This is a genomic window from Ensifer sp. (assembly GCF_035999185.1).
Lineage (GTDB): Bacteria > Pseudomonadota > Alphaproteobacteria > Rhizobiales > Rhizobiaceae > Ensifer.
In genome coordinates, this window is sequence record NZ_DASYHB010000097.1 from 18,179 (window position 1) to 41,177 (window position 22,999).

A 22,999-nucleotide genomic window follows, 5' to 3' on the forward strand; every position below is an offset into this window, starting at 1 on the left:
ATTCCATGGCGGTTATTATTGAAGCAATTTCAGTAGTCTTGAATGGCGACGCCCTAAAAAGCAAATACCTAGGTGGCGTTGAAAACTTCTTAAAATCCCTCCCCAATGATAGTATTAGAGGGGATGGAGATCTGGTTGCTTTGACCTTTACATCGCCCCAGGCTGTTCAAAAGTATGTAACAGAGCTTGAGTCGGCTGGGTTGATCTACAAGCTCGAAGAAAGATCAATCGATATCTGTGTCGTGGATCAGCGCGACGGAATATTGGTTGCTTGCTCTTGGGCCCAGTTTGGCCATTTGTTTTGGAACAATGACGCCCAGAAAAAGGTAGCGGTTTGCGTTTCCGATCCGAATATCGCTCAGCGCATTGTGGTGCCCGCTGGATGGTCATTCGAAGAGTCACTGACCGCCAAATCAATTTACATGGAGCAGATTCCAGAAAATCTGAAAAAAATTCGGGAAAATATCACCGAGGATGTATATGTCGACAAAAATACCGGACAGGAATTCTACTTAAAAAAGTAGCACATCTTTCCGGTCCACCTAATGCAAGATAAGTTTGAAATTTTTCAATGCGAGTGAGATGACTAATTTCCAATGAGTGACTGCGGCTTGCTGAGAATGTTGTTTTGCGCGACATTTTTGGTTTGATTGGTTTTGAATTTCATCAAATGATAATTTTCAGAAAAGAAGTCGTTGGGATTAATTTAGTTTTTCTGCCGCCTCTGGTTGCTGTTGCGAGCGGGCCTCGCCCGTCCAGCCAGAACGACTTCTTCAATTACCCGAGCTGCAGCAACCTGTCTCCCAGATCGTCGGTGCTTTTCAAGCCAGTTGAACCATGACAACCTGCACCTTCAGCGGAGGCGCGGGACGCATGGATGGCTTGCTAACAATCGTTCCCCCGGTGTCCACCACATTTGCGCCTGCTTGCGAATCTCACCTTCAGGTGAAATTCTCACGCTGCGGTTCGCTTTCTGAATTTTCCTGGTCTCCTCGCGGAGGTATAGACCGTGAACCGCTGACGAATTGATTGCGAAGTCGGGCGACCACCCTGGAGGCACAGTGAGTCGTTTCTGGCAGCTCGTGCCGCTCGCGTTTCGTCTTCAAGCGTGGCGCTCTGGTTCTTTTTTCACTACAAACACGTGCTGCCTACACGCCAGCGTTGCTCCCAGCACCATCAAGTTTTGAGCTTCACACCCGGAAACTTGGAACTTGATAGCGACGCGACGTCAAACATATCATTGCCATTGCCAACACTGGAGTCTTGTGGAGCACAATGACCCAAATGGGTGGATCAAGCACTGATGCAATATTTCGGGCCTCAACCACGTCTTCGACTGAGGATTGTCACCTCACCGCAGACGCGGGAAATCTGCGGCTGTTCAAGGTCGCCGCCAACGAGATGTCTATACGACTTCAAGCCGAATCCCCCGCTAGCAATTCCGACTTACTGCTCAGTAGGAGTGGCCACTTACCATTTAGTAAGTTTGCATTGTTTTCGTTGTAAATTTGCAAAGACGTAACGGTTCTATCCGGCCTGTGAAAAATTGCACAAAGCCAAGTAGACTCGCGCTCGGTCGCCACGTAGCAGGCAGCTAAAGCTTCGTAAAACAGCTTTTGCGCGTGACACGAACGACCAAGGCACGAGTACAAAAAAGTATTGATGCCCAACGGACTTTCATTCAGAAAGCCGGGCTCAAGCAGCGCTGTTTCGACTAGCTCTGCGCAAGCTTTTTCGTCGAGTGCGAGTATTGCTGTAGGGATGGGAATGAAGCTATAGACCTGGAACCGGGCAAGCTTCATACGGGAATGCCAATCGCTGTCGAAGTGCGACTCGACGGCCTTGGACGTTTTTTTTCCAGTACCAAATTTATTGCCTTGGCGCGCGCCTTGCAGCGGAGCTGTGCGCGTCTGCTTTTGAGAGCTTGTTTGGTTTATGAATGCGGACCTTGCGTTGAAGATGCTTTCAGACCTGTTCTGGACAGGTCTCATTGTCTGCCTTCCCGTGCTGGGGCTGACGATGCTGGTTGGCCTGTTCATCAGCGTGCTCCAGGTGGTCACGCAGGTGCAGGAAATGTCGCTGACCTTCGTTCCCAAGCTGCTCACCGCAGGAGCAGCCATTGTGATTTTCGGCCCCTGGATGCTCAAGAAGCTCGGGCAGTTTGCCACCCAGTTGTGGACCGGCATTCCCAGCATGTTCTGAGCGTTCTGCGCCATGGCTTCCGGCTCTCTCGATACGCTCGTGTTCTCCGCACTGCGCGGTGAGACTCGACCCATGGTGCTGATGGCACCCGTCTTTCTGCTTTCCCTGCGCATTGCCATCGTGCTGGCCATGACGCCCGTGCTCTACGCCATGCCCATGCCGGGAAGGGTGCGAGCCATCGTCGTCGTTGCCCTGGCTGTTGCGTTGGCGGCAGGTTTGCAAAAACCGGTCGGCGCTGCTGTGGATGGCGCAGGTCAGTGGATCCAAGCCGCTTTGATTGAAGTTGCATTGGGGGCGACGCTCGCCCTCGGAGTACTGCTGGCCTTCGCGGCTTTTTCGATGGCGGGCAACCTACTTGACGTGCAGATCGGCTTTGGATTGGCGCAGGTGTTCGACCCCGTAAGCCAGCGGCCTTCCGCCTTGCTCGTCTCGACGTTCAACTACGCCGCGGTGCTGGTGTTCTTTCTCGTCGACGGGCACCACGCGCTCTTGCGCGCACTGGCCTATAGCGTCGAGGCCTTCCCGCTTGGTTCGCCCTGGTCGCCCGATGCCGCGGCAACGGCAGTACTGAAGCAAGCTGGCGGCCTGTTCAGTCTCGGCTTTGCGTTGGCGGCTCCCGTGGTGTTCTGCATTCTGATGGTCGAGCTGGCACTCGGCGTTGTCTCTCGCAACCTGCCGCAGATCAACATGCTGGTCCTGGGCATACCGACCAAGATCGTCGTGGGCCTGGCTGTACTGTCTCTGTGGTTCGCGGGTATGGGCGGGGCAATGAACCGTGTCTACGCAAACATCTTCGACACGTGGCAGGCCATCTTTCTGGCTGTGCCAGGCGCACCTGCACCGTCACAGACTGGCCTCGGCGATCGGGGAGTGGCTCGGTAATGGCTGATCAAGACCTCGACCGCAACGAGGCGGCAACTCCGTACAAGCTCGAGAAGGCCCGAGAAAAAGGCCAGATCTCCAAGAGCGCAGACGTCGTATCCGCCATCGTTTTCGTGGTCGCCGTGGTGTATCTGAGCTCGCGCGGCTGGGAGACCATGCGCGAGCAATTCCAGTTCGATCAGATGCTGCTGCTGCAGAGCGGACGCATGGACCCCGGCGGCGCAAGCCTCTGGCCTCTGATTGCCGGAGGGCTCAAGGGCACGCTGTACTGGCTTGCACCATTTCTCGCCACGATTGCCTTGGCCGCGCTGCTGGCGAACGTTCTGCAGACGGGCATCATTTTGTCGCTGGACCCGGTGAAGGCTGACATCAGTCGGCTGAACCCCGTCAACGGGTTCAAGAAAGTGTTTTCCATGCGCACGCTGTTTGATACCGCTCGGGCGTGCGTGAAGCTGGTGCTGCTGGTGGTCACTGCGTACTACGCACTGATCGCACTTGCGCCACAGTTCTACAACCTGTCAGGACTTTCGCCGTTGGGCTACGTGCACACCCTTTTGGGGGACATGGCCAGCCTTGGCTTGAAGATGGCAATGATTCTTGGTTTGATTGCCTTGGTGGACCTGCTGTTCACCAAGCACGAGTTCGCCAAGAAGATGCGCATGAGCAAGCGCGAGATCAAAGACGAGGCCAAAAACAGGGATGGAGATCCGCGCATACGCGCCCGCATGCGCGAACTGCGCAACGAAGCGCGCAAACGCAGCCAGGCCTTGCAGCAAACCAAGAACGCGGACGTTGTGCTGACCAACCCTACACATGTGGCGGTAGCGCTGCGCTACGTTCATGGCGAGATGGACTCGCCCCAGGTGATTGCCAAGGGGGCTGGGCATCTGGCTGCGGTGATGCGCCAGGTGGCGGCGCGCCACAACATCCCGGTGGTGCGCAGCCCAAGCCTCGCCCGCAAGCTGTTCAAAGAACTAGAGATCGAGCACTACGTGCCGCCCCACATGTTTGTGGAGGTTGCGCGCATCATCGTCTGGGTGTTCGCCATGAGAGACCGCAACGCTGGTAGCGGGCAAGCGAGGGCTGCGGCATGAACGCGCTCCAACGCTTCTTTGCCAAGCACAGCGACGTTGCCATGGTGCTCGTCGTGATGGGCGTGCTGGTGGTGCTGTTCGCGCCCATCCCCAGCCCGCTGCTGGACTTTTTGATCCTCACGAACTTCAGCTTCGCGTTCCTGATCCTGCTGCTGACGTTCTACATGGCGCGGCCGGTGGAGTTCTCCACGTTTCCTTCGCTGCTGCTGATTGCCACGCTGTTCCGTCTGTCGCTGAACGTGGCGGCAACGCGCCTCATCCTGTCGGACGGCGACGCTGGCCAGGTGATTGGTGCCATCGGCGCCTACGTGGTGGGCGGCAACTACGTGATCGGCCTAATCGTCTTTCTGATCCTGATCGTCGTGCAGTACGTGGTGGTGACCAATGGCGCCCAGCGGATTTCCGAAGTCGCAGCCCGTTTCACGCTTGACAGCATGCCTGGTCAGCAGATGAGCATCGATGCGGATCTGAACATGGGTTTCATCGATCAGGAGGAAGCCCAACGCCGGCGCAAGAACATCGAAAAAGAAGCGGGCTTCTACGGCGCCATGGACGGGGCCAGCAAGTTCGTGAAGGGTGATGCCATCGCGGGCATCATCATCCTGCTGATCAACATCGTGGGCGGACTGGTCATCGGCATCCTCCAGCACAAGATGCCTTGGGATCAGGCGCTGCGGACCTACTCGCTTTTGACCATCGGCGACGGGATCGTTACACAGGTTCCTGCACTGATCATTGCGGTTGCCACCGGCATCATCGTGACGCGCTCGGCGTCGGACGGAAACCTGAGCCAGGAGGTGCTCAAGCAAATCACGTCCTTCCCCAAGACCCTGGTGCTGGTGGGCGCAGCCCTCTCCGGACTTTTGTTGCTGCCGGGTATTCCGATGCTTCCCACGGTGATGCTGATCATCTTCGTCGCGGGAGTTGCGTGGCTGACCTACCGCGCTGTGAAGTCCAAGGCCGTACAGACGGCAAGCGTGGAAACCTCGGACGGTGATGGCGCGGCGCAGGCAGGCACAGAGGACAAAGCGGAAGACCCTTACGCTGCCCTGCAGGTCGAGCCCATCGAAATCCACGTGGGAAGCCAGTGGGCCACCCTGGTCAATGAGCCTGGCAGCGCCTTCATGGAACGCATCGTCTCCTTTCGCAAGCAGCACGCGCAAGAGCTCGGTTTTGTTCTGCCAAGAGTCCGGTTCAAGGACGCGGTGCGCCTGGGTGCGGATCGCTACGAAATCCACCTCGATGGGGTGATTTGCGGTCGGGGCGAAGCACGGGTGGACAGGATCCTGGCCATCCACCCCTCTGGCAAGACCGAAGGCTTGCCGGGCCAGGCCACGCGCGATCCTACTTACGGACTTCCCGCTCTGTGGATTGAAGAGGAGCAACGGGAAGCGGCGATAGCTGGCAAATTCACCTTGGTCGATGCTCCCACGGTTTTCATGACGCACCTGACCGAGGTACTGAGACGCGAGTCTGCAGCGCTTTTGACGCGCGCTGAGGTCGACAAGCTGCTGTCTCGCGTGCGCCAGCAGCACGCGAGCCTGGTGGAGGAACTGATTCCTACCGTTTTATCGGTCAGCGATGTTCAAAAGGTCTTGCAGAACTTGCTTCGCGAGAAGGTTTCCATCCGCCACATCGAAGCCATTCTGGAGACCTTGGCCGATGCCGGGCGCCAGTCCAAGGACGCCGGCTACCTGACCGAGCTGGTTCGTCTGCGCCTGGGGCACGCCATCTGCCAGGGACTCATCGGCGAGGCCACGGCCCTGCATGTCCTCACGCTGGACCCTGTTGTCGAGAGCCAGTTCCTGCAGAGCGTGCAGACCGCCCAGGCAGCCGGAGCAGACAACCCATCTGCAGTCACCAGTTCTTTCGTGCTGGAGCCCAAGATGGCCGAGCAGTTGATGGTCAAGCTGATGCAACAAGCCGAACGGATGATGAAGGGGAACATGCTGCCCGTGCTGCTGTGTGCTCCGGAACTGCGCAGGCACGTCCGCTCTCTGTCCGAACGCGTGATGCCGCATTTGCGCGTCCTGTCGATGGCAGAGATCCCGCACACCATAGAACTGAAGTCCTACGCGGTGGTAAGCCTGCAGTAAACGCCTTGCCCTGACATTTTTGAGCAACACCTACCCATGCAAGAAGTTCTCGCCATCGCTTTGCAGTCCATGCACACGGACATGCAAAAGCTTGACCGTGTCGGCAGCAACCTGGCCAATGCACTGACCGCAGGCTATCAGCGCGAAGTGCTGGCCAGCCAGCCCATCGGTGTGCCAGCGCAAGCGTTTTCTTCGGTGGTTGAAGGCATGCAGGCGCAACTCCCAGGGACCGATGCGCCAATCGCGGCGGCAAGGATGCCTTCAATGCTGGTGCAGACCGACATGCGCCCAGGCACCCTCAAATCCACAGGCCAGAGCCTGGACGTGGCGCTGGCGGGTCCAGGGTACTTTGAGGTGATGACCGAGACAGGGCCAGCTTATACGCGCCAGGGGGCGTTTCAGGTCGATGCCCGCGGCCGTCTGGTGAATGCGCAGGGCCTTCCTGTCATGGGCAACGGCGGCGAAATCGTGTTGAACAGTGACCGGCCGTTCATCGACGCCGTTGGCAACGTGTTCGAGTCGCGCACCGGAATTGCTGAGAACACAACGCCGGTTGCCCAAATCAAGGTCATGCAGCCTGAGGACACCAAGGCGATGCGGCGCCTGGGCGAAGGGCTGTTCTCGCCGGACGGATCGTTTGTGGCCATGAAGGAGGCAGACGTCCAGATTCGCCAGGGTTTCCTGGAGAACTCGAACGTGAGCTCCATGCAGGAGATGGTCCAGCTCATGCAGACGATGCGCCATTTCGAGTCGATGCAGAAAGTCGCTTTGGGCTACGACGACATGACCGGCCAGGCTGTTCGCAAGCTGGGCGAGCTCTCCTGATATCCATCCTTTTGCCATCCGACACGCTACCTCTTCTTATCCATCGGAAACTTCCATGTTCGACGCCCTCTACATCGGTGCCACGGGTATGCAGGCACAACAGCTCAATGTCGACACGATCGCGAACAACCTGGCGAACGTGAACACCACGGGCTTCAAGAAAGGACGCATCGGGTTTTCTGACCTGGTGGCCAAGGATCCGACGCGGCTGGCATCCGTCCAGGCAAACGCCGAAGCAGGTCTGTTGGGCCCGAGCGTGCGCGCCGGGGCCGGGGTGAGCGTGGCAAGCCTCTCGAAACTATTCGACATGGGCGAGCTGAAGAAGACCGACTCCGCTCTTGACGTGACAGTGCAGGGTGACGGCTTCATGGAAGTGCTGATGCCCGACGGCACATCCGCGTACACCCGCGGCGGCACCTTGAAAGTGAACAAGGAAGGCCATCTCGCGACCCAGGCGGGCTACCCCCTGAAGCCCAGCATCAGCGTGCCCGAGGGGGCGCAGGATCTGACCGTATCGGCCGACGGCCGTGTCCAGGTGCGCGTGGCGGGACAGTCCAGCCCCACTGAGATCGGAAAACTCGATCTGGTGCGCTTTGCCAGCCCACAGGGCTTGGCGGCGCAAGGGGACAACCTGTACCGCAGCAGCGTGGCTTCAGGAGAGGCCATCTCCGCACGTGCTGGCGAAGACGGAATGGGCACCTTTGCCCAGAGCTACCTCGAGGGCTCCAACGTCAAGATGGTCGAGGAGATGGTGAACCTCATGGTCGCTCAACGCACCTACGAAGCCAACGTCAAGGTCGTTCAGGCGGCGGACGACATCATGGGCATGGTCAACGGGCTGCGTCGATGAGCTTGTTTCGCAGGCTGATCCGCGCGAGGTTTGTAGCGGCGCTCGCCGGTATGGCGCCGTTGGCCCTCTGTGCGCAGGCGGCTACGCCTTCGCTGCGGGTAGAGATGTTGCCGTCCGCCAACGTGCTGCAGCCCCAGGTGGCGCTGGGTGCCATCGCCTACTTGAGCAGCCCGGATCTGGAGCTGCTGCGCCGGGCTGTGTCGCTTCCGGTGGGCATGGCTCCGCGCGCTGGCGAGTCGGCTGAACTGGACCGTGAGCGTCTTGCCCAGTGGGTCACCAGGCGTCTGGGCATCCCCGCCGAGAGTGTTCGGTGGGAAGGCGTGGGCTCCACGGTGGTCCAAAGCGCTTCTCAAGAACTGTCCGCGGATTCCCTGGTGGCGATCTCGCAACCGGCCCTTGAGGCATATCTGCAGGCAGCCGCCCGTGCCAAGGGTCTGTCTGGCGCCCGTGTGGAAGTAAGCCCGATCTCGCTGCCTTCAAGCGTGTTCGTGCCGGTTGGTGACACGCAGCTGCGGGTGAGACCGCTGGCAGCCGTTGCACCTGGCAAGCGCATGCTCGTCTGGGTCGATGTCTTCGCCGGCCAGCGCCACGTCAAAGCCGTTCCTGTTCGCTTCGAGGTAAGCGTCTACGCGCAGACCAACTTGGCAAAGGAGCCTATGGGCCCTGGCGAAGCCATTGGTCTGCGGGACATCGTCTCAGACCAGGTCGACGTGGCGCACCTTCTCGCCAGGACTGGCGCAGGCGGTCTGGCTCCCATACGTTTCTCGGATCCAGCCCAGGAGCCGTTGACGCAATCGCAGACCCGGATAGCCATCAAGGCGGGCGACGTACTCAGCGCCGAGAAAGTGAAGCCCGCTGCCGCCGTGTCACGCGGCGACCGGGTGACCCTGGTGGCCCACAGCGGGTTGGTGTCTTTGGAGAGCAAGGTGGAAGTGTTGCAGACCGGCGAGGTGGGACAAGTAGTTCGGGTCAAGGCCGGCAACGGCTCGGCGCCCGTGATGGCCAAGGTCATTGGGCCGGGGCAACTGGAGCTTCAACCATGAATGCCCGCCACATCCTGATGGGCGCGCGCGCTCTTCTTGTGCTTGTTGCGGCCCTGACCTGGCAAGCCGGCGCTGTGCACGCTGAAAGCCTGTATCGGGAGCAGAGCTACCGCCCTTTGACGGGTGACAACAAGGCGTTCCGGGTGGGTGACATGCTCACGATACAGGTGTTCGAGAACTCCAGCGCAAGCACCAGCGCCGATACGGGCACGCGTCGCAAGAACGGGATCTCCACCGAACTGTCCCATCGCTCTGGTACCGCATCGCAAATGGGACTCTCGGTGGGAGGCGACTTCGATGGTGGAGGACGGACGCAGCGCACGAACCGTGTGCTCGCCACGTTGACGGTCACCGTGAGGGAGATCCTTCCCAACGGCGAGCTCGTGGTCGCTGGGGAACAACTGCTCACTGTGAATCAGGAACCTCAGAAGGTAACCCTGGAGGGGCGCGTGCGGCCGATCGACATCTCCGACGGAAACATCGTGCTGTCCACGCGCCTGGCAGACGCCAAGATCAGCTACGTGGGTGATGGTGACATCGCCGAACGCAATCGCAGGCCCTGGTGGCGCAACCTGCTTGATGCGATGGGGCTTTGAACAGCATGCACACTCGATTCTTTTCAGGCCGGCTTGGTGCGGTCCTAAGTTGCGCAATTCTTGGCGTGGCTGCGCTGGTTGGAAGCGCCAACGCGCAGCCAGTGCGCGTCAAGGACCTGGGCAAGCTGCAAGGTTGGCGAGAGAACGCGCTGGTGGGGACAGGCATCGTGACCGGCCTCGCCGGTACCGGTGATTCACCATCGAGCCGCGGAGCACGGCAAGCACTCTCCAATGCCATGTCGCAGTTCAACCTGAACATCGCACCGGAGCAAATCCAGAGCCGTAACGTGGCTGTGGTGATGGTGAGTGCTTCCTTGTCCCCGTTCTCGCGCGAAGGGGACAACCTCGATATCACCGTCACCTCGGTCGGCGATGCCCGCAGCCTGGTTGGCGGCAGCCTCCTGCTGACGCCCCTGAAGGCAGTCAACGGGCGCGTCTATGCGCTGGCGCAGGGGCCGCTGTCCGTTGGTGGCTATCGCTACGACGCCAACGGCAACGTGGTGCAAAAGAACCATCCCACCGTAGGCTCGGTACCAGGAGGCGCGACCGTGGAAGTGGGTGTGCAGTCGCAAGTGCTCTCGGAGAACTCCCGAATGACCTTCGTGCTCAGCGAGCCGGACTACACCACTGCCAACCGCGTGGCGGACGCAATCAACCTGCGACTGGGCGCAGGCCTTGCGCAAGCGCGAGATGCGTCTGGCATCGAGGTGTATGTCCCAGAAGATCAGCGCCGCCAGGTGGTTTCTTTCGTGGCCAAGCTGGAATCGGTCACCGTGGAGCCGGATCGCCGGGCCAAGGTGGTCCTCAATGAGCGAACCGGGACGGTGGTATCTGGCGGAGACGTGCGCATCTCCAAGGTAGCTGTCTCCCATGGCGACATCAAGGTGTCCATCCGCAATGAGGTGGCGGCCTCGCAACCCGTGTTCATCGGGAATGCAGGAGACGGCGTGCGGACCGCACTGGTGACCAACACCCGTGTGGACGTGGACGAGCAGAACGCAGGTGCTGGCTTCATCGCAGGTGCCACTACGGTCTCCGACCTGGTGCAGTCGCTTGCGCGCATGAAAACCCCCACACGGGACATCATTTCCATCTTGCGTGCCATCAAGACCGCCGGTGCTTTGCACGCCGAATTGATCATTCAGTAACCCTTCTTCCCACGGACTAGCCCATGACGGACGGAATCGAAGCCATTACCCAGACCAGCCTATCGCTGGCACTCGATGCGGCGACGCTGCGCCACCAGGTGATTGCCAACAACATCGCCAACTCCAGTGCCGAAGGCTTCATCCCCATGCAGGTGAAGTTCTCGGCACAGATGGAGGAGGCCCGCCGGCAACTGAGCGAGGGCCGGCGCCTGGAACAAGGGCATTTGGCTGCCATGGCCGAGTCTTCAACTTCACTGGAACCCGCTCCCCTCGCGCCCGGGCTCACGCAACAGGTCCGCCTCGATTCCGAGGTCGCTCAGATGGCACAGAACGCCGTTCACTACCAGGCTCTGCTCAAGGGCTTGTCCCGCCACATGGGCATCCTGTCCTTGGCGGTGGCCGACGGCAAACGTTAACGCAGTTCAAGGTAACACTCTTCATGGAATACGAACGCACATTTGCCATCAGCGCCAGCGGCATGACGCTGGAGCGCACGCGAGTCGAAATGGCCGCATTGAACCTGGCCAATGCCAACACCGTAGCAGGGCCCGATGGCAACGTCTATCAGCCTCGACGTGTGGTCGCGACCCGCGCATTCGCGGATGCGGTGACCCAGGGGCTGTCCGCCCCCAGCATGTCACTGGAGGTCACCCAGCAGGCGCCGCGCATGGTGTATGAGCCTGGGCATCCCATGGCCAACGCCAAGGGATTCGTCGCCTATGCGTCGGTCGACGCTGCCACTGAAATGGTGAGCTTGATGAGCGCCATGCGCTCTTACGAAGCGAACCTCGCTGCGATGACCACCTCGCGCAACCTGGCCCTGAAGGCGCTTGAAATCGGGGGCAACCAATGAGCGAGCAAGCACTGGCTGCAGTGTCCGCCATCACCGCAGCGTCTCCGGAAGCGGCTGCCAACATCTCCTTGGAGCCAGTTGGCGCCAAGAGCGCAGCAAGCGGCGCTGGGTTTGGCGACATGGTCACCCAAGGGATCAACCATGTGAACCAGCAACTCATGGTCAGCCAGACAGACCTTCAGCAACTGTCAGTCGGTAACGCCCAGAACCTGCACCAGATCATGATCCGCCTGGAAGAGAGTCGACTGTCCTTCCAATTGATGATGCAGGTGCGAAGCCGGCTGCTGGAGGCCTACCAGGACGTCATGAAGATGCAGCTTTAGCCGCGTGTCGCTTCCCTTCGTACCTTACGCACTTGAGATTTGAAAAATGACTGAATTCTGGGAGGGGTTGGGCCGCTCCGCGCGCGCAGGCCTGATCGTGGGAGTCGTCTGCATTCTGCTGGCGACTTCGGTGTTTGGCTGGTGGATCATGCGCAGTGACTACCAAGTGCTGTTTTCTGACCTGAAGCCTCAGGACGCGACCGCCATGTCCGCCGAGCTGGAAAAGCTCAAGATTCCCTACCGCGTGGACGATGCAACTGGCTCGATCCTGGTGGATAAAGCCCAGGTGCACGCCACGCGCATCAAGCTCATGGGCAAGGAGATGCCGCTCCAGGGCGCGGTGGGCTTCGAGCTGTTCAACAACACGGACTTCGGCATGACCGAGTTCGCGCAGAAGATCAACTACCAGCGGGCGCTGCAAGGCGAGCTGACGCGCACGATTTCCTCTCTGTCGGAAATCCGCGATGTGCGTGTGCACCTTGCCCTTCCCGAACAAGGCCTGTTCAAGCAAGCCAACGTACGGCCCAAGGCCGCAATTACGGTGAGTCTCAAGGAAGGCCAGGCACTCAAGCCCGCGCAGGTCAACGGCATCCAGCGCCTGGTCGCTGCAGCCACCCCGGGCATGACCGCCCAGGACGTGACGGTGGTGGACAAACAAGGGATGGCGCTCAGCCGATCGCCCGACGAACCAGTGGATGGGGCGACAGCCGGTTCCGGCGGTGTTCGTCTGGAACTCAAGAAGGACACGGAGCAACAGTTGGCCAAGAAGGCTACTGCTGTGCTTGAGCAGGCCTTTGGCAAGGGCCAGGCGCTTGCTACCGTGGACGTCACCCTGAACATGGACCACGTGCGCGTCACCACTGAAGACGTCCTGCCCGCACCCTCGCGCGGCTCGGACAGCCGCGGTGTGATCGTCAAAGAGCGTGAGTCGGTGCGGGACACGGCAGCAGGTTCTTCCACAGACGCCACGCGACCTGGGGGTGGCTCGGGTTCCAGCACGCAGCGCGATGTGGACTACCAGGTGGGACGGCGCGTTGAGCAGGTGACAAGCCAGGCTGGCTCCATCCGCAAGATCCAGGTGGTGGCGGTGGTGCGCCAGTCCCTGGACGCCACACAGGAGGACAAGGTTCGACGGATGCTGGCAGCCGCAGTGGGAGCCAGTGTGGACCGTGGCGACCTCGTTGTCGTGCAATCGCTCAATGCGCTGGTGCCCGCAGCCGCTGCAAGCCAGGCTGCTGCAGCAGTCCCGTCCGACATGACAACCGAATTTCAGGACGCACCTTCGCAGACCATGAGGACTCCAGCTTCCGCGTCTGATTTTCCCTGGCACTACGCAAGGATCCTGGGCGTGTTGCTGCTGATCGTCCTGGCCCTCCTCATCGTCATCCACGCCGCCCGCCGCCGTTTGAACCAGCCAGCGACCTTGAGCGAGGCCGAGCGCCAGGCAGCGCTGAGGAAGGTGCAAGCCTGGATGCAGGCGGGTGATCGCGGACCGGTCGCACTCGACCCGGCAGGCCTGAAGCGGTAAGCATGATGTTCTCTGAACTCGCATCGATACGCATTGACGGCGCCAAGCAGGCCGCCCTCTTGCTGCACTCGCTCGCACCAGCCGATCGCGCCTGGGTGCTTTCCAAACTGGATGCTGATCAGCACGGGGAGCTTGCCCCGCTCATCGCCGAACTGAACAGCATGGGTTTGTCCAGTAGCGTGACTGCCATGGAACGCGAAGCCATTGGACAAGCACTTGATGGCGCGGGCAGCGCGCCAGACATGGAACTCGCGCTTCCAGCCGCAAACCGAGGTTCCTCCGACAGAGCCTCCTGGACCGACCTGGAGTTTCTGAAGTCGCTCAATGCCGAGGAAGTTGCCTTGTTGGCCCGAACCTGGTCGGTGGAGCAACCCGAATTGGTGGCGTACGCGCTCAAGCTACAACCGTGGCCCTGGCAGGAGAAGCTACTGGAGCACTTGCCGGTGGCGCAGCGGGGCCGGGTTCAGGCAGCGGTCGAAGCAATGGCGTCTGTGGCAGCGGAAACCAAGCTGGCAACCGCTGTGATGGTACGGATGCGCAAATACTGCGGTTCGCAAGGCAACGACACCCCCGTGCCTTCCTCCGCCGCCAGGGTGCGGGCGAGTGCCGATGGCGCCGCCAACGTGGCTCAGCCTTTGCAGAAGCTGTTTCAGGGATGGAAGCGGTGGGCCTCTGGCCTGCGGCGCGAGGCTCCATGAACACTCCTGCGCAGATCCTTCGCGATGTGGCGATGCTGGCCGAGTCCCGCCCGCTGCGCCGCCCTGGGACAGGCTCGGCCGCTGGTGCGTCTGTGCAAGGGGCTGGCTCGCCCTATCTGCAGTCTTCGGCTCCAGCGCTGGGCTCGGAAACCTCGCTGTCTCCTTATGGTCGTCCAGAGCTGTCTTCGGAGACGCTCCAGCATGGTGCGCAGCAGAAAGACCTTGAAGCACTGTCTGCCGCTGATTTCGAACGCGGCCGGGAGCAAGGGTACGAGCAAGGCGTTCAAGAGGGCATTGCCCAGATGCAGCAGCAGCTCGAGCATCGTGCTGCGCAGCTGGCCACTTCGCTGGCGCAGGAACAGATTCAGCAGGCCCAGGCGCATTTCCAGCGGGAGGCCAACCAGCAGATTGAGCAGCTGCACGCGCAGCTGGCGCCGCAATACGAGTTGTTGGTTTCCTTGATTCGCAAATTGCCACTTGAGCTTGAGCGCCGACTGGCCGAGGCCGAAGAGGATGTGGTGGCCCTGGCCTTCGAGGTGATCTGCAAGGTCATGGGGGAGAAGGCGGCAACCCCTGAAGGTCTGGCAGGGCTCGTCAAGACCACCGCGAAGAACTGGCATGGGCGTTCAGCACTGGAAATCCATCTGCACCCTGACGACTGGGAGATGCTGCAGAGCCACTTCAGTTCGGCTGAGCAGTCGGCCACGGACAAGCTTGGGTTGGACGGGCAGGAGCTGCGCTGGGTAGCGGACTCGAAGGTGGCGCTGGGGGGATGCATGCTCCAGTCCTCGGAAGGCATCCTCGACGCCCGCCTTGAACTGCAGATGGAGCAGCTTCGAGGCAGCCTGCTGCGAACACGCGCCGAAAGAAAGCGGATCCAAGCGCTGATGGCCCAGGAGGGACCGGCATGAATGCCGCCATCGGTACCCGCTCTGGACTCTTGCGCGACTACCGCGTTGCGCTTGGAGAGCTTGAACTCTCACGCCGAATCGGCTGGGTACGCCAGCTGCAGGGCATGGCGATTGAGTCACAGGGGCCCGATGCCACGGTTGGCGAACTGTGCCGTATAGAGCCGCGTTCGCGCGCATCATCTTCTGAAGCGAGCCAGTATGCGCAAGGCGTTCTGGCGGAGGTTGTCGGCCTGCGGGGCGGGTCCATCACGCTCATGCCCTACGGCTCCATGCAAGGTGTGGCGGTGGGATCCCAGGTCGTGGCGCTTGGGCGCCAGTCGTCCTTTGGAGTGGGCCCTGAGCTGCTTGGTCGCGTGATCGACGGCTTCGGCAAAGCCATGGACCAGTTGCCTGATCCTGACATTGCCGTGCAGCGGCCGTTGCACGCGGCGCCGCTCAATCCGATGCAGCGGCCCCGCATCCACAAGGTCTTGCAGACGGGAGTGCGCAGCTTGGATGGCCTGCTCACCTTGGGGCTGGGGCAGCGCGTGGGGATCTTTGCAGGCAGCGGTGTGGGCAAGAGCACCTTGCTGGGCATGATTGCCCGCCACGTCGTTGCAGACGTCAACGTCATCGCGCTGATCGGCGAGCGTGGCCGGGAGGTGCGCGAGTTCATCGACAAACAGTTGGGCGCCGAGGGCCTGCGCAGGTCCATCGTGGTGGTCGCCACCTCGGACCAGCCCGCGCTCGCACGCATCCGGGCGGCCCATGCCGCGGTCACCATCGCCGAGTACTTCAGGGACGCTGGCAAGCAGGTGCTGCTCACCATGGACTCGATTACGCGCTTGGCCATGGCCAGGCGCGAAGTAGGCCTCGCCGCTGGCGAGCCTCCGACCGCGCGGGGCTACACACCCTCAGTCTTCGCCGAGCTGCCTCAGTTGTGCGAGCGGTGCGGCACAGCGCCTTCGGGAGGCTCCATCACCGCGCTCCTGACTGTGCTGGTAGAGGGCGATGACATGAACGAGCCCATCGCAGACAGCCTTCGCTCCATTCTGGATGGACACATCGTGCTGTCGCGCCACCTGGCCCATGAGGGGCAGTACCCGGCCATCGACGTCCTGCGCAGCGCAAGCCGGCTGTTGCCAGACCTCACGACCCGAGAAGATCAGGAGTTGATCTCGGACGCCATCAAATGTCTTGCGCTGTTGGACAGAAACCGCCAGTTGGTGGACATAGGCGCCTACGAAAAAGGCGCCAATCCAGAGCTCGACCGGGCCCTTCTGCTGGCCCCGGACCTTCAGCTTTGGTTGCGCCAGCATGAGGGCGGCATCTCCAGAGCAGAGTCCATGCAGAGGCTGAGGGAGGTGCTGTGGGCGGGGCGCGCTGCTTCCACGCCAGTTGCAACCGCTCAAGCCGGTCTCGTCCGAGGAACGCCATGAGCAAAGACCAGATCCAGAGCGCCCAGGTCGACATCCGAGGCTTCACCTACGCCTTGGCGCCCTACATGCGCAAGCAGGAATGGCAGCTCGAACTGCTGGAGAACCGCCTGGCCCAGTCGCAAAAGGCACTGGATGCGGCCCGCATGGAGCGCGAGCGCCTGGACGGGGTGTTCAACGAGCAACTATCGCATCTGCAAGTGCAGTCGCACTCTCGCCCCAACCCGCAAATGCACGGCCGCGGGATCGCGTACCTGGCCGATTTGCGCAGCCGCATGGCGTCGCAGGACGAGGAGGTCGCGAAACTGCGCGCACAGCGTGACGAACTACAGGCACAACTGGTGGCGCAGACGCGGGCTATCGATGGATTGATCGAACACCGTGCCAGCGCCCTCAAAGAGTTCGTCGAGGAAGAAACCCGCAAGCAGGCAGCTGAAGCGGACCGCGACTGGATCGGCCGCTCATTCGTCCGGGCCCCGCAGCAGGCGCAGTGGGAGGGAGGACTTTGATGGCGACCGTCGACACCACCAACAGCGCGGCTTCGGCTTACCTGGCACCTGCATCCAATACGTCCCAAAGTGAGCCTGCCAACAAGGGCGCCGGCAGGCAGGCCTGGTTGCGCGAGATGGAGCGTGCCCAGACGTCTGGATGGTTCCAACCCTTTCAGGAGTCTTCTCTCGCAGATCGCGGCGCCAACAGCAACGGCACGGCAGGTGATAGTGCAATGGCACGCCCGGTGGCTCCGATGCGCTCGCCCATGGCCTTTGCGCGGCTGCCCCAACAAGATGCCGGTACCGAAACTGCCGCTTTCGAGTCCGCTGACCGCCAGCGCGAACTGGCTCAGCCGGATGCTGCACCCAGTTCTCCCGCACCAGCAAGCCAGGCTATGGCCGAGACCGGGGGGCAAGGGGGTGAAGACAGTTTGCAGGCGGCATCTGACAGCGATGCGGCACACGAATTCGGCATTGGGCAGTTCGACCCTGCGGCTCCTATGACCGACAAAGGTTCCGAGGCAACGCCCCAGGGTGTCGTCTTGAACACGCACATGGGATTGTCCAAAGGCAATGGCTCGCAGGCCTCCGACGCGAATTCGCTGCTTAGACGACAGGCGGTAGCACCCTTCATGCCAGCTATCGCGCAGGCGGCCACAGCCGCCACAGAGCTTTCGCTGCTTTCGGCCCGCGAGATAGCAAAAACCGACGCAACCGCAGTCTCGAAGTCGCGCACAGACGATGTCGACGGGCCGCTGAGCAGCGCAAACCTTGCCAAGGCGATCCTGTCTGGGCACTCGTCGACGCGTTTGCACACAGCCTGGACCCAGGAAGGGCTCAACCTCTGGCTGGGCATGGATGGCTCGGCCGTGCAGGTCAGTGCCCAGGCCTCCATGATTGTTAGCACCTTGCAGCAAACGCTTAGGAGCCACGGGCAGCGCCTGAACCGGGTGGTCTGCAATGGAAGCGTCGTGTTTGATGCGAGCATCCCTTCGGTTGCTACCAATGGTGACTTCTTTGCCGAGCTTGAGCGCCATGCCTCGGGCTGGCCGTCCGCCCAATCTAGTTCTTCCCGTTCTTTTCTGTCCCAGAAGGAGACTTCATGAGCATCGATAGCATTGCTTCCACAAGCACGAACCTGCGGGCCAACAGCTTGAACCAGGAGGACTTCCTCAAGATCCTTCTGACGCAGCTGACCTACCAAGACCCCATGAAGCCGGTGGACAACCAGCAGTTCCTGGCTCAGATGGCCCAGTTCACAAGCCTCGAGCAGACCCAGCAGCTCAACGACAAGATCGCAGTGCTCATCAGCAACCAGGCTGCGCTCCAGTCGGTTGGCCTGATTGGCCGCACGGTGGATATCACCGCCAACGGCTCGACGGTGACCGGATCGGTCACCGCGCTGTCGCTTTCCGGCGAGTCGCCCTTGATCACCGTCAAAACCGCGGCCGGCGCCACGCTGGCCAACATCAGCTTGAGCCAGGTCACCGCCGTGCGCTAAGTCGGACCACCTCCCAACGCCAAGGATAAAAAATGATTGATTCCATCTATGTCGGGATGACTGGCCTGTCCAGCTTTTCCAAAGGCCTTCGGGTGATCGCCAACAACACGGCGAACATGAACACGCCTGGCTTCAAGAGTTCGTCGCTGCAGTTCTCCGATGCGTTCTATTCCAGCGGAGGCTACACCGGCAAGCAGTTCGGGCAAATGGGTTATGGCGTGACCACTGCCGGCACGACAATGTCTTTCAAAGCCGGTGAACTGCGCCAGACGGGCAAGGGATTGGATCTGGCCATCGATGGCCAGGGCCTGTTCACGCTCAAGGGCGAGGATGGCAAGATCACCTACACCCGCGCAGGCCAGTTCCAATTCAACAACAACGGCGTGCTCGTGGACCAGGCCACTGGGGCCAAGGTAATGGGCGTCGGCGCCGACGGTGGGCACACCGAGATCGTCGTGGCCAATTCCAAGACCAACGCCGGCAAGCCCACGACGACCGTGAAGTTCACGGGCAACCTTTCCTCTGCCGGCACCGATCAGACCGTCAACGGCGTGCGCGTCATCGACGGTGCGGGTGGCGAGCACCTGTTGACCGCCAAATTCACCAACACCAACGCCACCACCCCTGGCAGCTGGAAGGTCGAGCTTCTGGAAGGCACGACCCTGATCGCGACCCAGCAGCTGATCTTTGCGACGGGGCGGCCGACAGCGGGCACGTCCAAGCTCTCGTTCTCGTACACACCTGCTGGCCAGGCTGTCATGCCGGTCACCCTGGATTTCAGCACCGATGTGACGTCGTTCGCCTCCGGAACCTTGTCCACGCTCGCATTTGCTTCGCAAGACGGAAGTGCTCCCGCAGAAATGAGCGGAACCTCGTTTGACTCGAGCGGCACCCTGGTGATGACCTATGCCAACGGACAGACGGTCAAGGGCGCAAAACTGGCACTTGCACGCTTTGATACACCGGAAGCCGTCGGCGCTATCGGAGACAACCAGTTCGAGGCACTGGACGGCAGCGCATGGCACACCGGTGTTGCAGGTGGAGCATTTGGCTCCGTGCGCTCGGGCTACGTGGAATTGTCCAACGTCGATCTGTCCCAGGAGTTCAGCGATCTTGTGATCGTTCAACGTGGCTACCAGGCAAGCTCGCAGGTCATCTCGACCGCGAACGAGATGCTCCAGGAGCTCTTCTCGATGAAGAGCCGCTAAGCCGTGATCACCCAGCCTCTAAAAGCACCGACTGGCACGCCGGATGCTGCATCGGCAAGTCCTTTGCTTTCCATCGAGGACTCGCGCCGACTCGCCAGGCCCTTGCGCTCGCGCAACCACGCCGAGCGCGAGCTCGTGCGCGATACGCTGCAAAAGATCTACTCCGACTGGCTTGCACAGTGGGCTCTCCCCTCCGCGCAGGCTGGCGCCCCTGCGCAAATCAGGTTGGTCGATACAGTGATCGAATCTGTGCTGAGCGACGAGCGCGCTCAGGAGCTGACGAAGCTTGTCCTGTTCGGGGAGCGTGTTACGCGACCTGACCTTACCGCCCGGTCAAACGATGGCTGGGCAATGAGCGAGGACCTTGGGAGCGACGCCTGGAGTGCATGGCAGGCTGCCTTGGCGCCTCTCTTTGAAGGCACTGGCCGCATGGGCGTCTCTCCAGGGCGTGTGGACCCATGGTCTGGAGCACTGCACATAGCGTTTCCATGGGCGGACGGCGAGTGGGTGCTGCACTTGAACGCGCTGCAGGTCGATCGACTCCTGGGACGGCGCCGGGCACAGCCCGTGCCCAACCCTCCGTCCTCCACCAAATCCCCCAGTCTCATACCACTGTCCCGAGCGATGCATGGTCATGCGCTAACGGTCCGCGTCGAACTGGGATCGTTGTCCCTGAACCTGGGGCAGTTGTGGTCGCTGTCGGTTGGCGACGTTGTCACCCTTGACCATGCGCTCGATACCCCGGCTGCCATGTACCTGGTTTCTTCGGGCAGTGACAACAGCAATTCCGCGCAAGCGGACACGGACCCGCTGTGCGCAACCTGGCTTGGGCAGGCTTCGGGCCAGATGGCTGTCGAGCTCCTTCCCCTTTCCTGAATACGACTTTCTGAATCATGTCACGACCAATTTCTTCGACGGGCTCCGTTGAACCGGGCTTGTGCGCCCACCCGTCCTCCCATGCCGCCGCGGCATCCGCCGCAGAGAGCGTGCAGCAGGCGCAGCGCATTGAACTCAGCGAACTTTCCACTGCCTCCGCAGATGTACCCCCTTCGGCCGGGAAGGGTGCTCCCCTGGTTCCCAGCTTGCATCCCCTGCACCAGGTGAAGACGACCCTGCAGGTCTGCGTCGGCTCTGCGACGCTTACCGTTGGTGAACTCCTGGGCGCGCAGGAGCAGCAGGTGCTTCAGCTCGACCGCGATATTCACCAGCCAGTCGACCTGCTCCTTGAAGGGCACGTTGTGGCACGCGGTCAACTGGTCGCCGTGGGTGATCGATTCGCGGTGCGCATCACCGAGCTGCCTCTGCCAATGAACATTGACGGTTCCGTGCAGCCATGAGCTTTCCTGAGAGCATTCCTCTGCGGCGTGAGCCGCAAGGGGAGCCCATGACTGCGGGTACCGAACTCGCATGGCTTGGACTATTCATCCCCCTCGCCCTGATTGCGATCCTGGTGCTGCGCCGCATGCAAAGACAGCGCGGCTCCAGTGCGGCAGGCAGTGCTTCGGGTGATCCCAAGTCGATGCTGGGTTGGCTCAAAGGAAACTCTCAAGGAACGCTGCTGCTGCGAGAAAGCCGCCGACTGACGCAAACCCACAGCGTGCACGAGGTGGAGTGGCGCGGGCGCACGCTTCTGATCGGCTGCAGCAATCAGTCGATCCAACTGCTTGGCGAGCTTCCAGCGCAGACACAAGACGCCGTCGCCACCAAGACTGCAGCAGGTGAGCCGCAATGATGGGCGCTTGCAAGCGAATAGCTGCGCACATGCCCTCGGGTCGTGTCGCTGGAGCCTGGATAGCAGGTGCGCTCATTGCTCTATCCCTGTGCGGCGTCGCACACGCGCAATCCGCCGCGGGCTCCCCTGGCGCCGAGACATCCCAGGCCTTGCGAATCGTCCTCGGCCTGACCGTGCTGGCGGTGCTCCCAGCGTTGCTGGTCTGCATCACCGCCTTTCTTCGCATCATCATCGTCCTGTCGATGCTTCGGCATGCAATCGGCATGACTGAAACGCCGCCGAACACGGTGCTGATCGGGCTAGCTCTGTTCCTGACGCTGTTCACGATGGCGCCAGTCTTCGAGAAGGTGAATCAGGAAGCTTTCCAGCCCTTCATGTCGGGCAAGCTGAGTATGGAGGCTGGCTATGCAAAGGGCATCTCGCCACTTCGGGACTTCATGGTGCGCCAGACCCGTGAGCAGGATCTTGCGCTCATGGTGGAGCTCTCCAAGGCGCCTCCTCCCAAGTCGATGGAAGACATCAGCAATGTCCAGCTGATTCCTGCCTTCATGCTCTCCGAACTGCGAGCCGCTTTCCAGATCGGTTTTGTCGTCTTCTTGCCGTTCCTGCTGATTGATCTCATCGTCTCCAGTGTGCTGATGACGCTGGGGATGATGATGATGCCGCCAACATCCATCGCTCTGCCCATCAAGATCCTCATGTTCATCCTCATCGATGGCTGGAGCTTGTTGCTCAAAGCGCTGGTGGGCAGCTTCCACTGACGGTGCTCCACAGAGCCAGATGACTGAAGCCGCACAGAGTTCCAAGTCGTCCGAGACATCGGCACATGAGGCTGAGCTGTGGGCTCGCTGGTATGGGCTGCGTGATGAAGTCGCTCGGGAACAGCTGATCGCATTTCACATGCCGCTGGCTCGAACCCTGGCGGCGGTGAGTTTCAAGGGCAGGTTCAACGACGAGGTCGAGTTTGCCGACTACCTGCAGCTTGCCTGTGTCGGTCTCATGGAGTCCGTGGACCGCTACGAGCCAGGCCAGGGCGTGCCCTTCAAGTCCTACGCGGGCCATCGCATCCGCGGAGCCATCCTCAACGGTCTCGACAAGGAAACAGAAAAGAATCAGCAGATTGCCGCCCAGCGGCGAATCCGCAAGGATCGGCTTGAATCCTTGAAGGAGGGTGCCAAAGCAACGCTTGGGCAGGAGGGCTCTGTGCCAAAGCCGGGATCCCACAAGGCGCAGCAAGATCTGCTGAACTATCTTGCCGAGGTGGGCATCGGATTGGCCATTGGGGTGCTCTTGGAGGACTCTGCGATGATCGTCGGCGAGGACATGCCCGACACGTCGGAACTCGCATCCCCTGAAGTCAGCTACTTCCGAAAGAGCGAAACACGCAGATTGCGCGACGCACTGCAAACGGCCATGGTGCGCCTTGCCGACAAGGAGCGCAGTGTCATCCAGTACCACTACCAGCAGGACATCGCATTCGAGGAAGTTGGAAGGCTGCTCGGCTTGTCTCGAGGCAGGGTGTCTCAATTGCATCGGCAGGCGCTCTCGAAACTGCGGATAGCGTTGGGTCAGGGCCCGCCACTGGACGTAGCCTGGTAGCAAC

The 22,999-nt window shown here is 61.0% G+C and carries 26 protein-coding genes; all 26 read left to right on the forward strand.

Going from position 1 to position 22,999, the window contains the following annotated elements; translation table 11 throughout:
- Positions 1 to 5 precede the first annotated feature (5 nt).
- The 26 genes from VGO04_RS09455 to VGO04_RS09580 all read left to right on the forward strand — a co-directional run bounded on the left by VGO04_RS09455 (position 6) and on the right by VGO04_RS09580 (position 22,995).
- On the forward strand, positions 6 to 524 hold the full coding sequence (locus tag VGO04_RS09455; protein ID WP_327495687.1) for a hypothetical protein: 519 nt from the start codon (positions 6 to 8) through the stop codon (positions 522 to 524).
- Positions 525 to 1,959: 1,435 nt separating this feature from the next.
- Positions 1,960 to 2,202, forward strand: coding sequence for a flagellar biosynthetic protein FliQ (locus tag VGO04_RS09460; RefSeq protein ID WP_327495731.1), 243 nt, complete (start codon positions 1,960 to 1,962; stop codon positions 2,200 to 2,202).
- 72 nt (positions 2,203 to 2,274) lie between these two features.
- Complete coding sequence (gene fliR, locus VGO04_RS09465; RefSeq protein WP_327495688.1) at positions 2,275 to 3,084, forward strand: flagellar biosynthetic protein FliR; 810 nt, start codon at positions 2,275 to 2,277, stop codon at positions 3,082 to 3,084.
- Positions 3,084 to 4,178 (forward strand): EscU/YscU/HrcU family type III secretion system export apparatus switch protein, encoded by a 1,095-nt coding sequence (locus VGO04_RS09470; protein ID WP_327495689.1) that lies wholly within the window; start codon positions 3,084 to 3,086, stop codon positions 4,176 to 4,178. The genes fliR and VGO04_RS09470 overlap by 1 nt, the downstream gene beginning before the upstream one ends.
- The gene (gene flhA, locus VGO04_RS09475; protein WP_327495690.1) at positions 4,175 to 6,274 is read left to right on the forward strand and encodes a flagellar biosynthesis protein FlhA; all 2,100 of its coding nucleotides are present in this window, start codon (positions 4,175 to 4,177) and stop codon (positions 6,272 to 6,274) included. Before VGO04_RS09470 ends, flhA begins: the two co-directional genes overlap by 4 nt.
- Before the next feature lie 36 nt (positions 6,275 to 6,310).
- Positions 6,311 to 7,099, forward strand: coding sequence for a flagellar hook-basal body protein (locus VGO04_RS09480; protein WP_327495691.1), 789 nt, complete (start codon positions 6,311 to 6,313; stop codon positions 7,097 to 7,099).
- A gap of 55 nt (positions 7,100 to 7,154) precedes the next feature.
- Positions 7,155 to 7,949 (forward strand): flagellar basal-body rod protein FlgG, encoded by a 795-nt coding sequence (flgG, locus tag VGO04_RS09485; RefSeq protein WP_327495692.1) that lies wholly within the window; start codon positions 7,155 to 7,157, stop codon positions 7,947 to 7,949.
- Positions 7,946 to 8,992 (forward strand): flagellar basal body P-ring formation chaperone FlgA, encoded by a 1,047-nt coding sequence (gene flgA / locus VGO04_RS09490; RefSeq protein ID WP_327495693.1) that lies wholly within the window; start codon positions 7,946 to 7,948, stop codon positions 8,990 to 8,992. The genes flgG and flgA overlap by 4 nt, the downstream gene beginning before the upstream one ends.
- The gene (locus tag VGO04_RS09495) at positions 8,989 to 9,588 is read left to right on the forward strand and encodes a flagellar basal body L-ring protein FlgH (protein WP_327495694.1); all 600 of its coding nucleotides are present in this window, start codon (positions 8,989 to 8,991) and stop codon (positions 9,586 to 9,588) included. Before flgA ends, VGO04_RS09495 begins: the two co-directional genes overlap by 4 nt.
- Positions 9,589 to 9,593: 5 nt before the next feature.
- The gene (locus VGO04_RS09500) at positions 9,594 to 10,736 is read left to right on the forward strand and encodes a flagellar basal body P-ring protein FlgI (RefSeq protein WP_327495732.1); all 1,143 of its coding nucleotides are present in this window, start codon (positions 9,594 to 9,596) and stop codon (positions 10,734 to 10,736) included.
- Between the two features lie 23 nt (positions 10,737 to 10,759).
- A complete protein-coding gene (locus tag VGO04_RS09505) occupies positions 10,760 to 11,152 on the forward strand; it encodes a hypothetical protein (RefSeq protein ID WP_327495695.1) in 393 nt (130 codons plus the stop codon).
- A gap of 23 nt (positions 11,153 to 11,175) precedes the next feature.
- Positions 11,176 to 11,589, forward strand: coding sequence for a flagellar basal body rod protein FlgC (gene flgC / locus VGO04_RS09510; protein ID WP_327495696.1), 414 nt, complete (start codon positions 11,176 to 11,178; stop codon positions 11,587 to 11,589).
- Positions 11,586 to 11,912, forward strand: a complete 327-nt coding sequence (gene fliE / locus VGO04_RS09515) for a flagellar hook-basal body complex protein FliE (RefSeq protein WP_327495697.1) — start codon at positions 11,586 to 11,588, stop codon at positions 11,910 to 11,912. Before flgC ends, fliE begins: the two co-directional genes overlap by 4 nt.
- 46 nt (positions 11,913 to 11,958) lie before the next feature.
- Positions 11,959 to 13,440 (forward strand): flagellar basal-body MS-ring/collar protein FliF, encoded by a 1,482-nt coding sequence (fliF, locus tag VGO04_RS09520; protein WP_327495698.1) that lies wholly within the window; start codon positions 11,959 to 11,961, stop codon positions 13,438 to 13,440.
- 2 nt (positions 13,441 to 13,442) lie between these two features.
- Complete coding sequence (locus VGO04_RS09525; RefSeq protein WP_327495699.1) at positions 13,443 to 14,138, forward strand: hypothetical protein; 696 nt, start codon at positions 13,443 to 13,445, stop codon at positions 14,136 to 14,138.
- Positions 14,135 to 15,049, forward strand: a complete 915-nt coding sequence (locus tag VGO04_RS09530; RefSeq protein WP_327495700.1) for a FliH/SctL family protein — start codon at positions 14,135 to 14,137, stop codon at positions 15,047 to 15,049. The genes VGO04_RS09525 and VGO04_RS09530 overlap by 4 nt, the downstream gene beginning before the upstream one ends.
- Positions 15,046 to 16,467, forward strand: coding sequence for a FliI/YscN family ATPase (locus tag VGO04_RS09535; protein ID WP_327495701.1), 1,422 nt, complete (start codon positions 15,046 to 15,048; stop codon positions 16,465 to 16,467). The genes VGO04_RS09530 and VGO04_RS09535 overlap by 4 nt, the downstream gene beginning before the upstream one ends.
- Positions 16,464 to 16,973 carry a hypothetical protein gene (locus VGO04_RS09540; RefSeq protein ID WP_327495702.1) on the forward strand — a complete coding sequence of 170 codons (510 nt, stop codon included), beginning with the start codon at positions 16,464 to 16,466 and terminating at the stop codon, positions 16,971 to 16,973. Before VGO04_RS09535 ends, VGO04_RS09540 begins: the two co-directional genes overlap by 4 nt.
- Positions 16,973 to 18,061 carry a hypothetical protein gene (locus VGO04_RS09545; protein ID WP_327495703.1) on the forward strand — a complete coding sequence of 363 codons (1,089 nt, stop codon included), beginning with the start codon at positions 16,973 to 16,975 and terminating at the stop codon, positions 18,059 to 18,061. The genes VGO04_RS09540 and VGO04_RS09545 overlap by 1 nt, the downstream gene beginning before the upstream one ends.
- On the forward strand, positions 18,058 to 18,456 hold the full coding sequence (locus tag VGO04_RS09550; protein ID WP_327495704.1) for a flagellar hook assembly protein FlgD: 399 nt from the start codon (positions 18,058 to 18,060) through the stop codon (positions 18,454 to 18,456). The genes VGO04_RS09545 and VGO04_RS09550 overlap by 4 nt, the downstream gene beginning before the upstream one ends.
- 32 nt (positions 18,457 to 18,488) lie before the next feature.
- Positions 18,489 to 19,664 (forward strand): flagellar basal-body rod protein FlgF, encoded by a 1,176-nt coding sequence (flgF, locus tag VGO04_RS09555; RefSeq protein ID WP_327495705.1) that lies wholly within the window; start codon positions 18,489 to 18,491, stop codon positions 19,662 to 19,664.
- Between the two features lie 3 nt (positions 19,665 to 19,667).
- Entirely contained in the window at positions 19,668 to 20,540 is an 873-nt protein-coding gene (locus VGO04_RS09560) for a flagellar motor switch protein FliM (protein ID WP_327495706.1), read from the forward strand.
- A 110-nt stretch (positions 20,541 to 20,650) separates the two neighbouring features.
- Entirely contained in the window at positions 20,651 to 21,001 is a 351-nt protein-coding gene (locus VGO04_RS09565; RefSeq protein WP_327495707.1) for a FliM/FliN family flagellar motor switch protein, read from the forward strand.
- Between the two features lie 47 nt (positions 21,002 to 21,048).
- On the forward strand, positions 21,049 to 21,396 hold the full coding sequence (locus VGO04_RS09570; RefSeq protein WP_327495708.1) for a flagellar biosynthetic protein FliO: 348 nt from the start codon (positions 21,049 to 21,051) through the stop codon (positions 21,394 to 21,396).
- 149 nt (positions 21,397 to 21,545) lie between these two features.
- Positions 21,546 to 22,157, forward strand: a complete 612-nt coding sequence (fliP, locus tag VGO04_RS09575; RefSeq protein WP_327495709.1) for a flagellar type III secretion system pore protein FliP — start codon at positions 21,546 to 21,548, stop codon at positions 22,155 to 22,157.
- 19 nt (positions 22,158 to 22,176) lie between these two features.
- Positions 22,177 to 22,995, forward strand: coding sequence for a sigma-70 family RNA polymerase sigma factor (locus VGO04_RS09580; RefSeq protein ID WP_327495710.1), 819 nt, complete (start codon positions 22,177 to 22,179; stop codon positions 22,993 to 22,995).
- Positions 22,996 to 22,999 lie beyond the last annotated feature (4 nt).